Origin of the sequence: Lutibacter sp. (assembly GCF_016342705.1) — a bacterium.
Lineage (GTDB): Bacteria > Bacteroidota > Bacteroidia > Flavobacteriales > Flavobacteriaceae > Lutibacter.
Genome location: NZ_JAEINV010000023.1, coordinates 24,145 through 39,141 on the forward strand (window position 1 = coordinate 24,145; position 14,997 = coordinate 39,141).

The 14,997-nt window shown below is 30.6% G+C and carries 11 protein-coding genes; 7 read left to right on the plus strand and 4 right to left on the minus strand.

Annotated features, from left to right (window positions below; translation table 11 throughout):
• Positions 1-3 precede the first annotated feature (3 nt).
• Genes JEY78_RS15050 through JEY78_RS15060 form a run of 3 tightly spaced genes read right to left on the minus strand, consistent with a single transcriptional unit; the run spans position 4 to position 3,985 of the window.
• The gene (locus JEY78_RS15050) at positions 4-1,845 is read right to left on the minus strand and encodes a cytochrome c3 family protein (protein WP_291853270.1); all 1,842 of its coding nucleotides are present in this window, start codon (positions 1,843-1,845) and stop codon (positions 4-6) included.
• Entirely contained in the window at positions 1,842-3,194 is a 1,353-nt protein-coding gene (locus tag JEY78_RS15055) for an NAD(P)-binding domain-containing protein (RefSeq protein ID WP_291853272.1), read from the minus strand. The genes JEY78_RS15050 and JEY78_RS15055 overlap by 4 nt, the downstream gene beginning before the upstream one ends.
• Positions 3,194-3,985 (minus strand): hypothetical protein, encoded by a 792-nt coding sequence (locus JEY78_RS15060; RefSeq protein ID WP_291853275.1) that lies wholly within the window; start codon positions 3,983-3,985, stop codon positions 3,194-3,196. Before JEY78_RS15060 ends, JEY78_RS15055 begins: the two co-directional genes overlap by 1 nt.
• Positions 3,986-4,214: 229 nt before the next feature.
• On the opposite strand from JEY78_RS15060, the gene JEY78_RS15065 reads away from it, so the two are divergent.
• From JEY78_RS15065 to JEY78_RS15090, 6 genes are all read left to right on the plus strand, one after another.
• Entirely contained in the window at positions 4,215-4,649 is a 435-nt protein-coding gene (locus tag JEY78_RS15065; RefSeq protein ID WP_291853278.1) for a thioredoxin family protein, read from the plus strand.
• 4 nt (positions 4,650-4,653) lie between these two features.
• The gene (locus JEY78_RS15070; RefSeq protein WP_291853281.1) at positions 4,654-4,866 is read left to right on the plus strand and encodes a DUF4266 domain-containing protein; all 213 of its coding nucleotides are present in this window, start codon (positions 4,654-4,656) and stop codon (positions 4,864-4,866) included.
• Between the two features lie 9 nt (positions 4,867-4,875).
• Positions 4,876-6,369 carry a DUF3570 domain-containing protein gene (locus JEY78_RS15075; RefSeq protein ID WP_291853284.1) on the plus strand — a complete coding sequence of 498 codons (1,494 nt, stop codon included), beginning with the start codon at positions 4,876-4,878 and terminating at the stop codon, positions 6,367-6,369.
• A gap of 51 nt (positions 6,370-6,420) precedes the next feature.
• Positions 6,421-6,924 carry an RNA polymerase sigma factor gene (locus JEY78_RS15080; RefSeq protein WP_291853287.1) on the plus strand — a complete coding sequence of 168 codons (504 nt, stop codon included), beginning with the start codon at positions 6,421-6,423 and terminating at the stop codon, positions 6,922-6,924.
• Positions 6,925-6,948: 24 nt separating this feature from the next.
• Positions 6,949-7,842, plus strand: a complete 894-nt coding sequence (locus JEY78_RS15085) for a FecR family protein (protein ID WP_291853290.1) — start codon at positions 6,949-6,951, stop codon at positions 7,840-7,842.
• An 85-nt stretch (positions 7,843-7,927) separates the two neighbouring features.
• Positions 7,928-10,351, plus strand: coding sequence for a carboxypeptidase-like regulatory domain-containing protein (locus JEY78_RS15090; protein WP_291853293.1), 2,424 nt, complete (start codon positions 7,928-7,930; stop codon positions 10,349-10,351).
• 321 nt (positions 10,352-10,672) lie between these two features.
• On the opposite strand, the gene JEY78_RS15095 is transcribed toward JEY78_RS15090, so the two are convergent.
• On the minus strand, positions 10,673-11,317 hold the full coding sequence (locus JEY78_RS15095) for an SOS response-associated peptidase (protein ID WP_291853296.1): 645 nt from the start codon (positions 11,315-11,317) through the stop codon (positions 10,673-10,675).
• 279 nt (positions 11,318-11,596) lie between these two features.
• Between JEY78_RS15095 and JEY78_RS15100 the strand changes: the two genes are divergently transcribed.
• Positions 11,597-14,758 (plus strand): glycoside hydrolase family 2 TIM barrel-domain containing protein, encoded by a 3,162-nt coding sequence (locus JEY78_RS15100; RefSeq protein ID WP_291853299.1) that lies wholly within the window; start codon positions 11,597-11,599, stop codon positions 14,756-14,758.
• The last annotated feature ends 239 nt before the right edge of the window (positions 14,759-14,997 follow it).

A 14,997-nucleotide genomic window follows, 5' to 3' on the forward strand; every position in this document is an offset into this window, starting at 1 on the left:
ATATTATTGATGACAATCTATACATTGGAATTTTTCAATTTTATAATTAAAACTTGTATTTTTTGTATCTATAGTATTTATAGAAGCAATATGACACTGGTTACATTCAATTTCTGCATGTTTTCCTTCTAATGGAAAAGCAGTAGTGTTATGATCAAATTTTTCAGGAGCCCAACTGTCAAAAATATGGCATCTAACACATTCGGTTTTGCCATTGATAGCGAATTGATTTCCGTGATTGTTCTCATGACAATTGATACATTGTGTATCTAAATTGGTGAATTTTCGATTGAATATATCGCTTGGTTCTTTGGTTGTACTATGGCAATCTTTACATTCAGTTGTGCGGTGTTTACCTTCCAAAGACCAAGTTGTTTTCGTATGGTCAAAGTTTACGGTTGCCCAAGTGTCATTTATATGACAAGATTCACAGGTGCTTTTAGGGTAATATTTTGGATCTATATCATCTTTATGAATATCTTCATGGCATTCCACACAAGTGGTCCCTTTATCTTTAAATTTCCATTTGTTATCAGCTTCATCTACGTGACATGCAAAACAAGGGGTTGCTACATGGGCACCTTTTAAAGCAAAGTTTGTAGCTTCATGCCTTTCTAGCGTGAATAAACTGGTATCAAAACCAGCTTCAACAGTATGACAAGTATTGCAATCTGGCGAAGCATTATTTTTAATAAATTCACCTTCATGATAATCTGTATGGCAGTTCATACAGGAAGAAAATGCGATGGCATCTGTAAATTTTCCTACTTTATGACATTTTTTACAATCAACCTCGGTATGCTTTCCTTCAAGGGAGAAATCTGATAAATTATGGTCAAATGAATTCATGGTTTTTGAGGAAACAAAGCTATTTTCTGAATGACAGGTTACACAGTCATTTCCTAATTTTCCTTCGTGAGTATCTGTGTGACATGCAATGCAGTTTGTTTCGTCAATCGCCTTTTTGTCCTGAAAAACTAATTTTGGGTTGGATGTTTTTTCATGACACGAAAAACAATCAATTTGTTGATGTTTTCCTTTTAAAGTAAAATTTGTAGTATTATGATTGAATTTACCTCGTCCTTTAAAAAGATTAAAGGACTCTTCCACGTGGCACTGAGTACAAGCACCAGTTATTTTTTCATTATGTGGATTGTTGTGACAAGATTTACAGTCACTAAAAGGAATATTGTTAAATTTTTGGAATTCTTTTCCGTTTTTTTGACTTAATTCATGGCATTTTTTGCAATCTACAGTTTCGTGTTTTCCCTTTAGTTTAAAATCAGCTTTATTGTGATCAAATTTTGAAGCAGGAGAAAATTCTTGGGTTGTATGGCATTGTGTGCAATCATTTGTGGATAATGTTTTTTGATGATAATCATCATGACAAGTCAAACATTTTGTTTCTAATCCAAGAAATGTTTTGGACCTTTTCTTAAGATCTGAATCTTCAATAAAATCGGCCACATGGCATTTTTTACAATCTATAACTTCGTGTTTTCCATCTAACTTGTAACCAGTAAGTTTATGATCAAAATTGGCTTCATCAAATCGAACCATTTCAAATTTACGACCGTGATGTTCGCTATGGCATTGAAAGCAATCTTTCCTTTTTACATCTGAACTATTATGATAGCCTCTTTTAGCTGTTATCAGAGATTTAATTTCTTTATGGCAGTCTAAACATTTTGAATTGGTCACTTTTTTGCCTAATTCGTGGCATAAAGTACAATTATTCATTCCTTCAAATTTTGCGTGCGCACTTGTTAAATCTCCAGGTGAAATTTGGGCGTAACTATACGTGGTTATTAACAAAATAAAAAGAAGTAAAAACTGTAACTTCATATAAAAGTTTTTTTATGTTTTTTTACGATATAGCCAAAACGTTTTGTTATTTCAACGCCTGTTTTTTGTAAAAAAGAAGTTGGTAATTCTCCGCCAGCAAAAATGTATACCAAATCATTGTCTAGTATTATGGGTGCATTATGTCCTTCAATTTGTACCATCACATTTTTATCATTAATTGAAGTTACATTAGAATTAAAGAGCACCTGAATATTTTTGTTTTTAATGGCTGCCATAATTTTTTCTCTATTTTTGGGCTTTAGTCTAGAAAACTTATCTTTTCTGTAAGAAAGAGTTACATGATTGTGCTCCATTAATAGTATAACAGTTTCAATGGCAGAATCCCCACCACCAACTACCATTATTTTTTTATTTTTTATTTGTTCAGATTCAATTAATCGATACGCAACTTTCATAGAATCTTCACCAGGAATATTTAATTTTCTTGGACTACCGCGGCGTCCAATAGCTAAAAGAATGTTGTTGCAAATAAATTCTTCACCATTATTTGTGGTTATTTTAAAGGTATTATCCTTTAATAAATTAATGCTTTCAGCTTTGGTATGTTCTTTAATTTCAATGTGATGTTTGGTAATTACATCTTTCCAAATTTTAAGTAATTCATCTTTAGAAGTATTGTAAAGTTTTACCTTGCCATAAAGCGGTAAATCCATGGGAGCAGTCATTACAATTTTTTGTCGCGGAAATGTATACACTGTGCCGCCTAAGGAGTCTTGTTCTAAAGTTACCGATGTTAATCCATGTTTTTTAGCTGCAAGTGTTGCAGAAATACCTGCAGGACCCGCACCAATAATTCCAACGTCAATAACGTTTGGTTTTGCTTTTTTCTTATTTTTTAAAATACTTTCTAAAGCATGTTGTCCTTGTTCAACACTGTTCTTAATTAAGCCCATCCCGCCTAATTCACCTGCAATATATACGCCTTTGGTATTGGTTTCAAAGTTCTCATTTACGTGAGGTAAATCTACACCTCTAGTTTCAGTCCCAATACGGAGAGAAATAGCTTCAACTGGGCACCCATGAAAGCAAGCACCATGTCCAATACAATGGGAGGTGTTAATAACAGTTGCTTTGCCATCTACAATTCCTAAAATGTCTTTTTCGGGGCATTCAGCAATGCACGCAGCACTTCCAATACATGTATTTAAATCAATATAAGGATGCAGTGAAACAGGTTCAAATAGTCCCTCTTCTTTTGCTATTTCAACTTTTCTTTCAACAATTGTTGATTCCACTTTTTTCTTTCTTACATAAAAGAAAATTATGATGGCACAAATTAAAAAAACAACTCCGTAAACAACTATTTGTTCTATTATAAGTGCTCCCATTAAAATATCCATTTATAACCTAATGAAACAGTAACTATGATATGAATGATAACAATCACTAACATGATTAATGCAAAAGGCATATGTAATACGTGCCAATATTTTAGTAATTTTTGCATGGTTTGTAGCTGTACAATTTTACGAGATAGTGATTTTTCTTTTTTAACCATTTTTAAAATGAGCACGCGATCAGATTTTGGAACATCATTTTTTAATAAAAGGCTCCTTAAATGACCGATGGTAACGTTGGTATCTTTTGGTGCATCTTCATCTGTAATACTTAAAATCATATAGATGATTGATTCTGGTAAGTTGAATTTTTCATTTAAGATAGTTGCTAAATCAGTTTTAAGAGCTTTAACTTCATGCAAACTAAGTTCTCTACCTTCAATAGTTCTTGGTATTTGAATGTAAATATACCTTCCAAGTACGCCGCTTAAAACAACGGCTACCATACTCCAAAATGCAATAGAAACAATTCCTCCAAATTTAAATGCCGTATGAAAAAGAATAAGAATAGGGCCTAATACACATAAAAAAATATGAAACTCTAATAAATATTTAAGTCTTAAGTATTTCACCATGAAATTATATCTTTTGCGTGCAATGTAGATGGTAACTCCAAAAAAAATAAGAAATGTTCCTAATACGCCTAATCCTTGTCCATATATACCACTAGATTTAAACCAATGGTAATGCGGATGGTAAAAGCGTTCTTCTAAAGAAGTATTGTAGTACGTGTAACCTGTATAGGTTAAATATATAGTAGTAATAAGAACTATAAAAGCCATACTAAACAAATATGTTTTGTGTACAAGTGTGTTCAATTAATTGGGGTATTAGGTTAAAATATTGCTAGTGTATATATTACTTAACAAATGAATTTTAATTTACCCTACCACTAGTTTTATTTTAATAACAAGAGTTTTTATTGATTTTTGAAAATACTTTTTATTATTTTTTAGGGTAATGAACATTTAAATTGTTTTAAAGGCACAACCAATTAAATAATTGTATAAAATGAATTTTAAATTAACAGTGCTATTTCTTCTTTTAGGAATTTCAACGATGTTTTCACAAAATTGGCTGACAAATTTTGAAGACGCCAAAAGTATTTCAAACAAAGAAAATAAACAGATTGTATTGGTTTTTCAGGGCTCGGATTGGTGTGCGCCTTGTATAAAACTAGACAGAGAAATTTGGAGTACTCCAGAATTTATAAAATATGCCAACGAGCATTTTATTCTGGTAAAAGCAGATTTTCCAAGGAAAAAAAATAATAAACTAGCTGAAAATCAGCAACAACAAAATAATCAATTGATGGAAAAGTACAACAAGAGTGGATTTTTTCCTTTTGTTGCAGTTATAGATAAAAATGGAAAAATGTTGGGATCTACTGGATACAAAAAAACAAGTCCATCAGCATATATTAAAACACTCACTTCTTTTAACTAAAATTATGATTAAAAAAACGCTTTTAGGGATAGTAACTTTCGTTTTATGCAGCTCCTGCGTAGTTGTAAAAGAATATGAGAAAGTTTACTTAAACGACCCAGATATGGTATTGGTAGATAAAAAAATAAATAAATTTGAAACTAGTTTTCAGGTATACAGAGAGGCTGCTTCTGGAGCAAATGGCGGAAAATCAGGTGGTGGTTGTGGCTGCAATTAATAAATAACTATGAAAAATTATATAACCTTGTTTGTTTTAATGATGTCATTTTATGGGTTCTCACAAAATGAAAATACGGCCTATAAAAAGCGTGTTCTTGAAAATACAGAAGTAGATTTAATTTCTAGTTTTTATGGGCAAGATGGAGATAATGCAGCTATAACAGGTGGAATAGGAACTGAAAAACTAACCGATGTAGCATCAACAATAACAGTATCAATCCCTTTAAATGATAATGATATTTTTACCATTGACGGAACTATTTCTGCGTATAGTTCTGCCTCCTCAAGTAATGTAAATCCTTTTGATGGTGGCGGTAGCAATTCCAATAGAATTCGTTATGAAGACGACGATAAAAATGGAGGTATTTCAGCAAAAAGTGCTGCATCATCAACGTCAATAAGTACTGCAGGAACTAGTAGTTCAGGTGGAAGCCCTTGGGTAGAGTCTTCAGGAGCTTCAAAATCTGATGTTTGGACGAGTGCAAATATTGGTTATAGTCATGCTTCAAATGATAGAAATAGCATTGTTGTAGCTCATTTAAATTTTGCAAATGAATTTGATTATACGTCATTTGGATTGGGTGGAAGCATTACGAAACTTTTTAATGAAAAAAATACGGAAATAGATTTAAAAGGAAATGTATATTTTGATTCTTGGCAGCCTATTTATCCAACAGAAATTAAGGCATATAAAGAAACAAATGGGAGCCTGAGTTCAGGTTTCTTTTCAGGCGTTGCTATTTTAAATAAAAACGGCGCAATTATTAACAAAAATGGACCAAGTATTTGGAGTCCATTTAATACAAGTTTAATAGACAATACATCAAGAAATACGTACTCACTTTCTTTAAGCTTTTCTCAAATAATAAGTAAAAAAGCCCAATTTTCAATCTTTTTAGATGTGGTTCAGCAAAAAGGATGGTTAGCAAATCCAATGCAGCGGGTTTATTTTGGTGATAGAGCAAATTATTATATTGGAAATGCTACAAGTATTCCAAATTACACTTCAAAAAGTAATACGGATGTTTTTCAATTAGCAGATGATATTGAGCGTTTGCCTAACACTCGATTTAAAGTGCCAGTTGGCGCTCGTTTAAATTATTATATAAATGAAGTTGTTTCCTTAAGAACCTATTACAGATATTATTATGATGATTGGGGAATTACTTCGCATACTGCAAACATAGAATTGCCCATTAAAATTAGTGATAAGTTTACAGTGTTTCCAACCTACAGGTATTATACCCAAACCGCAGCAGATTATTTTGCACCGTATGAGGAGCTTTTATCAACCAATGAATTTTATACCTCAGATTATGATTTGTCTAAATTCAATTCCAATCAGTTTGGCTTTGGCGTTTCGTATACCGACATATTTACTTCTAGAAGAATATGGAAGCTTGGTTTAAAAAGCGTGGACATAAAATATAGCAATTACAAACGGAATACTGGTTTAACAGCTGGAATTATTTCTGCTGGATTTAAATTTGTAATGGATTAAGAATCGTTTAAAGTTTTTCTCTTAAGTTTGTAAGAACTTAAAATATATTTTATGAATTTATGTAATCATAAAACATTTGAAACGGTTTATAAAAAATATTCAAATGGTTTGTATAATTATTTGTATTACACTTTTGGAAATCAAACAGATGCAGAAGACGTCACTCAAAATGTTTTTTTAAAACTTTGGGAGCGCTGTAAAACAGTTTCTTTAGAAAATATAAAAAGTTACTTGTATACTTTAGGGAGAAATGAATGCTTAAATATAAAAAAACATGAAAAGGTGAAAATTGTTTTTCAAAAGCAGCATACCTCAGATGTTAATATAGAATCTCCCGAGTTTAACTTAGAAAAAAAAGAGTTTGAACAAAAATTAGAACAGGCCATTTCAAATTTAAAGGAAGGAGAAAGACAGGTTTTCTTGATGAGCAGAATAGATAAAAAGAAGTATATGGAAATTGCAGAAGAACTTAATTTATCTGTAAAAACCATTGAAAAAAGAATGCATAATGCATTGGTTTATTTGAGAACGAATATTAAAGAATTTAATAGATAATCCCAACAGTATAAAAATAATAGTATGGAAGATCAAAAGTATTTGGCTGATTGGATGGAAGGTAAAATTACCGACGAAGAGTTAAAGGAAATGGTTGGAGAAGCAACTTTTTTATCCTATGCTCAAATTATAAAAACATTAGATAATTGGAGTGTTCCAGAAAGAAAGGATCCTAATTTTGAACAATTAGCAGCTAAAATGGCGTTGGTTAAAAAAGAGAAAAAAACACCAAAATATACATGGTTTGCTATTGCAGCATCTATCGTACTTATTTTTAGTGTAGGCTTGTATCAAATCAATTCTGTAAAAATTACTACTGAAATTGCAAATTATAAAACAATAGATTTAATGGATGGTTCAAAAATTTATTTAGAACCAAATTCAACAGTACACTATAATAAACTTACCTATCGTTTGTATAGAAATATAGAGGCTGAAGGAACTATGGTTTTTAAAGTTTCAAAAGGGGCTCCGTTTAAGGTAGCAACCAAAAATGGAACCATTGCTGTATTAGGTACTACCTTTAAAGTATTGGATCGCTTAAACTTTTTTAAAGTTTCTTGTTTTGAAGGAAAAGTAAAAGTGGGGATGCAAAATAATGCGTTTACAATTAAAGCTTCTGAAGAGGTGGATAATGTATCTAAAGAAATTAAACCAGTTGAATATGAGTGGAATGAAGATATTCAGTCTACATATGCCACGTATCAACATACACCATTAGAGGTGGTTGTTGCAGATTTGGAAGCAATTTATGCCATTGATATTTCATTTTCTAATATGCCAGAAAAAGTGTATTTTTCAGGAAGGTATTCAACAGTAAATTTAGAAGAAGCCTTGTTGACTGTTTTTACTCCGTTTCATTTAAAAGCGAAGAAAATTCAGGATAATAACTATAAAATTGAATCACTTGAAGAATAGAAACTATTATTTTATAATTTTTTTCTTAATTAATATACATATTTTATTCAGTCAATCAGAGGCTAGCTTAAAGAGTACGCTTAAAATGGCTGAAAATAAATATAACGTTTTTTTTTCATACAATGATGAGGCGCTGACTGTTATAGCAGATTACAACAAAGAATTACCTATTACGTTAGATGCTTTTTTAGCAGATTTAAAAGAAAAATATCAAATTTCTTCAATCCTAACGGGTAAAACAATTTACGCGTTAAGTTTACCAATTCATGAGTTTCATAAAAAATTTGGAGGGGTTATTATAGATGAAAATACAAGTGAACCAATTGAAGGTGCTGTTGTAATTGTGAATGATTTAAACTCAATTACCGATGCACATGGACAATTTGAATTTATTAATATTTCAGTTCCTAAACATATTCGGATAAGCCATCTAGCTTATGGAACAAGGGATATTGCAATTTCAGGATATAAAAATACTATTGAAATTAAAATTTCTATTAAAGAAACGCCCTTGGATTTGGTTGAAATTTCATATTTGGCAAAAGGAATTTTAAAAAGTAGGGATGGAGGTTTTGTTTTAAATCCAAAAAACCAAGGAGTTTTAGGGGGATTAATAAATGCGGATGTTTTTCAAAGCATACAGCAATTACCTGGGGTTTCCAATGCTCAAGAAAATGCATCTGACTTATTTGTACATGGTAGTACACCCGATCAAAACTTAATTTTGTGGAATGGTATTCGGCTCTATCAAACGAGTCATTTATTAGGAGGTATTTCATCCATAAATTCAAATTCAGTTAATAAAGTCAACTTTTTTAGCAATGGAGTTAATGCAAAATATGGGAATCATACAGGTGGATTAATTGAAATTTCAACTGTAATGGAAGACAGTATTCCATCAAATGTATCTTTAGGTGTTAATTTGTTAGACATAGATGTAGCTTCTAATGTAAAAGTAGGTCATAAATTGGCTACAGATTTTTCATTTAGAAGATCTATTACGGATGTTGTGCAATTTCAGCCCTTTAATAATTTAATGAATCAAACTTTTAAAAGTTCCAACATTACAACTTCCGAAACATTAAAGAAAGATGTTTTTTATTATGATTTAAGTGGTGGTATACATTATCAAGTGAATAAAAATAATTCATTTCGTATTCAAGGCCTCATGATGTTAGATAAATTTGATTACAGTTTTAAAGAGGATAAAAATTTATTAAATGAAAATTTATTTGTGAATAGTAAAAGTGGTGGACTTATTTGGAATGTTATTGATATAGAAAAGAACACTCAAATTGCAGCTAATTATACCGAGTATACCATGGATTATTACCAACAATTAAATGAGGTTGAAGATGATGGGAAGTATGAAAAGGAACAATTGAATACGAGAAAGAATAGTATTAAGGAAATTAATTTTAACGTTGATCAAGAATATATGTTATCAGATATTTCAACGCTTCAGGTTGGTTATCAATGGAATGAGAAAAAAATAAATTTTGATTATTTATCAAGCCATGAAGATGATTATTCCATTGCAGATTCTCAAAAAAGTATCATTGGAACACATTCCATTTATGGTAATTTTACCCTTCAGCAACCTAAAAATTATTTTATTCGTGGTGGCGTGCGCCTTAATTATTATGATCAATTGAATTCATTTCAATTGGAACCTAGAGTGTATGCAAAAAAAGCGATTTTCAATTATTTTAACATAAATGCTTCTTTTGAAATAAAAACGCAAGGGTTGCTTCAATCCTACGAAACAGTGAGTGAAACCTTTGAAAATGGAAATCAATTATGGGTTGGAGTGGACGGAGAACAATTTCCACTTTTAAATGTGCATCAATTTAGTGGAGGACTGTCTTTTAATAAGAGCAATATTTTAATAGATGTTGAATATTTTAATAAAGGAATAGAAGGAATTACCACGTTTAATTATGGTTTTTTAGATCCAAACGATCAAGACTTTCACCAAGGAGAAAGCGAAGTTGAAGGGTTTGATTTCTTCTTAAGAAATAAAACGGGGATAGTAACAAGTTGGTTGAGTTATACCTACACGGATGCCGTAAATATTTTTAAAAATTTAAACAATTCAATTTCTTTTACAGGAAATCAGCGTTTAAAGCATCAAGTTATGGCTTCAACAGCACTAACTATTCAAAATTTTAACGTTGCTTTGGCCTGGAAATGGCATTCGGGAAAACCGTATTCTTATCCGTCTGAAGTGACTGAATTGTCTGCCACTACTTATCGGTTTTCATATGACGATTTAAATAAATTTACATTACCAGATTATAAAAGAATGGATATTTCTTTGGTTTATAATTTTAAAAATAAACATAATAAGATGAAGCCAGAAATTGGATTTTCATTTATAAATATTTTAAAAGCTAAAAATGTGCTTCACAGGGTTTTTACCTATGATTTTACCAAAAAAGAAATCATACCAATTGATAGGTATTCCATACAGCCTACTTTTAATGTAAGTTTTAGATTAAAATATTAATTTATTTTAATTAAAAAGCAAGTGTATTAAGTAACTTCAACTAGTGTTTAATTCTTTTCTAAAAAAGAAGAAATTCAATTAATTTAGGTGTAAATAAACAGTTTATTTCTAAAGTGTTAATTTTGTAGCGTGATCCAGAATTGAACTGGAGAGACCTCCGGATTATGAATGAAAGCTAGTAAAATGAAAACCTCTATGTTATGAGCTTTCGGATGCTGCTTTTGCAAAAACGTGTTCCAAAACGTGTTCCAAAACGTGTTCAGAATTTAGATTGATGTGTTATACAATATTTACTGCAAAATACTATTCTAATACCAATCCTTAAAACAACCCCAATTGTCCATCGGTATTTTTTAAAGAAGTAGCCACCAAATTGCAACTATAAGGAAACGCAAAATCTTTGTAATTTTCACCGTGTAGCCAGTGTTGTTCATCTTGCTTTTTTAAAATAACGGGCATTCGTTGCTGGGTATTATGAATTTCACGCATCAATTCATTGGCTTGGGTAGTAACAATGCTGTAGGAATTTACAATTTCATTATTAAAAGCTATCCATTGCGTGTAAATACCTGCAAAAGCAAATAATTCTTGGTTTGGAAGTGTTATTAAATATTTTTCTTTTTTAGAACCATTTTTAGTTCTCCATTGCCACTCATAAAAACCATCCGCAATGATTAAACAGCGGTTCTGTATCACATCTTTAAAACTCTTTTTTTCAGTCAATGTTTCTATACGCGCATTTAAAGTGTACTTTTTAATAGTGTCATTTTCAGACCAGTTTGGAATTAATCCCCAATGAAATAATTGGACCTTATTGGGTGCTTCATGTGTTATAACAGGTGTTTTTGGATGCTCAAAAGCACTAAAAAATTCTTGAGGCTCATAACTATTCAAATCACTAACTTCAGCATTAAAACGCGCTGCAATGGCTTCTTTTTCTTTTGTTATTTTAGTTTGATAGCACATTTAATTTTTTTTAAAATAGGAGAAATTTTTCATTGAAGTGTCAATTAATAAACAAAAATAGCAAGTTTTAAATATATAATTTACAATTGTAGTTTTTAATTGTGTTAGGTTAAATTACTATAAAAAAATGAATTAACTTTGAATATATTAGGGATACACTTAAAATATTGATATCTAAATTCGTTTAAAACTCTGTAAATAAATTGAATACACTAGCTTTTTTAGATAGAGTTAAGAACAGTTCAAAAAAAGAAATATATTAATTTCATCAACTTTATTATGAGAAAAATAACTCAATTATTATTCATAGCAATTATCGTATTTTCTTGTAAAAATGATACTGTAAAACCATTATATGTAGCTCAAAAATGGGAAAATCCAGCATGGGAAAATCCTGAAATATTTCAAATAAATAGGGAAGAACCAACAGCGTCATTTTATAGATATGAGAATGAAATTGACGCATTGAAAAATCAAAGTTGGGAAAGTTCAACTTTATACAAAACTTTAAATGGCTCATGGGATTTTTATTATGCAGATAGTGTTTCAGCAAGGCCAGTTGATTTTTATAAAAAAGGATTTAACATAACAGGTTGGGATAAAATTAATGTGCCTTCAAATTGGGAAATAAATGGTTTTGGGATACCTTTTTATACCAATATTACATATATGTTTCCCGTAAACCCACCATTTATTCCTCATAATTTTAATAATGTTGGAAGTTACAAACGCAATTTTGAAATTCCTGAAAATTTGGTTGGTAAAGAAATTTATTTACACTTTGCGGGTGTTAGTGGAGCCTTTTACGTTTGGGTGAATGGCGAAAAAGTCGGTTATAACGAAGGAAGTAAAACACCAGCGGAGTTTAATATTACAAAATTTGTAAGCAAAGGAATGAACACTATATCAGTTCAAGTTTTGCGTTGGTCTGATGCAAGTTATATGGAAGATCAGGACTTTTGGAGATTGAGTGGGATTGAACGAGATGTATATGTATATGCTACTGAAAAGGTAACGGTTCGTGATTTTAGAGTAATAGCTGATTTAGAAAATAATTATAAAGATGGGATTTTTAATCTAGCAGTTGAAGTTTTAAATACTTCAAATGCAAATTCAAAAAGAACAATTGAAATTAAATTGTTAGATGGAGATAAAATAATTTATGAATCGGCTAAAGTGGTGAATGCTAAAATTGGAAAAAACAATATTGATTTTTCAGCAAAACTTCCAACTATTAAAACTTGGACAGCAGAAACGCCAAATTTGTACAATCTTGTTATTAATTTAAAAGATGAAAATGTTGTTTTAGAATCAAGTGCTATCAAAGTTGGTTTTAGAAATATTGAGATTAAGAACAGCCAGTTTTTGGTAAATGGGAAACCAGTTTTACTAAAAGGTGTTAATTTACATGACCATAGCGAAACAGAAGGGCATGTAATTTCTGAAGCATTAACTATGAAAGATTTGCAGTTAATGAAACAAAATAATTTGAACGCTATTCGTTGTAGTCACTATCCGAAAAATCCTCATTTTTATAGATTATGCGATCAATATGGTTTTTATGTTATTAATGAAGCCAATATTGAATCGCACGGAATGGGAGCTACCAATCAAGGGTTAGATGATAATTTGGAAAAACAAGCAATTCATCCTGCATATCAGCCACAATGGAAAGCAATGCATTTGGACAGAACTATAAAAATGTTTGAAAGAGATAAAAACTACCCTTGTATTGTTACTTGGTCGTTAGGAAATGAGGCTGGAAACGGAGCAAATTTCTTTGCGACATATAAGTGGCTAAAAGAAAATGATACCACAAGGCCAACTCAATATGAAGGAGCCACAAATTATGAAAACTCTGACATTCAAGCACCTATGTATTGGACAATTGAGCGTATGATTAAGTATGCTGAAGAAACACCAAACAGACCACTAATTCAGTGTGAATATGCACATGCAATGGGTAATAGTGTTGGTAATTTACAAGATTACTGGAACGTAATAGAAAAGTATGACATTATACAAGGTGGTTTTATTTGGGATTGGGTTGACCAAGGAATTTTATCTAAAAATAAAGCAGGTGAGGCATATTTGGCTTATGGTGGGGATTTAGGTGGATTTAATTTTCAAAATGATAAGAACTTTTGTTTAAACGGCATTGTAAATCCAGACAGAACTGCACACCCAGCGTTATATGAAGTAAAAAAAGTATATCAATATATAAAGTTTAACCCTATAAATATACAGTTGGGTGAAATTACTATTAAAAATATATATGATTTTATAAATTTGAATGAATTTGATTTTTCATGGAAATTATTAGAAAATGGGATTGAAATAACTTCAGGGATCATTCCAACATTAAATATTTCACCTTATCAAAGCAAAAAGGTAAAAATTGAACTGCCAAAGTTAACCAATACAAAAGCAACATATCATTTAAATATATATGCTACAACAAAAGAAACTACAGCTTTAGTTCCAAAAGAATATATTGTAGCGTATGAACAGTTAGAAATTTCAAACCCTAAAAATAAAGCTGTATTTGAACAGGGAATAGGTAATATAACTATCGCAGAAGGTAATGATAATAGAGTTTCAGTTTCAGGAGCAGAATTTAACTTTGTTTTTAACAAAGTTTCAGGAAAATTAACAACTGTTGATTATGGAAGCGGCAATATATTGTTAGAGGGAATTAAACCTAATTTTTGGAGACCAACTACAGATAACGATTTTGGGTATAATATGCCTAAAAAATTAGGTGTTTGGAAACAGGCAAGTGTTGAGCAAAAACTAATAGATTTTAAGGTACACCAGGTTTCAAACCAAATTGTAATTGTTACAACTAATTTTGAATTAAGTGCTGTTAAAGGAAATGTAGTTGTTAATTATAAAATTAACTCAAATGGTGAAATTTTAGTAGAAACAAAATTAAAAAATATTGATGAAAATTTACCTGTATTACCAAAATTTGGAACAAATTTTATTGTAAAAAATGACTTTGACAATATAAAGTGGTTTGGTAGAGGGCCACATGAGAACTATCAAGATAGAAATACTTCAGCTTTGTTGGGTATATACAGTTCAAAAGTCGCAAACTTGTATTTTCCGTATACGCGTCCTCAAGAAAATGGATATAAAACTGATGTGCGTTGGGTTGAATTTACCAATAGAGCAGGAATTGGTTTTGTTGTTGAGGGAACTAATTTAATAGGGTTTGGTGTTCATCATAATTATAATGATGATTTTGATGATGGAATAGAAAAACAACAACGTCATACTACTGATATTAAAAGGAGAGAAATAGTAAATATTAATATTGATGACAAACAAATGGGTGTAGGTGGCGATAATAGTTGGGGAAGTATGGCTCATGAACAATACCAAATAAAGGCAGGTAATTTAAAGTTTAGCTATTTAATTAAACCCGTAATAAATTAAAAGTATAAATTACAAATTGCAAATACCAGGGTTTAACATTTAGTTTAATGTTGAACCCTTTCTTATATATAATTTAAAAAATTGAAGTGAATGATTTAGTTTTTATTAACTAAAGTAAATTTTTAAAATTCTAAGTTATTTAATTTTTTTTTAATAAGCGCTTCCATAGTAATCTTAGAATAATCAGATAAGGCAATTAAAAAACTAATGGGAGGTCTGGCTCTATTTTCTTCATAAGA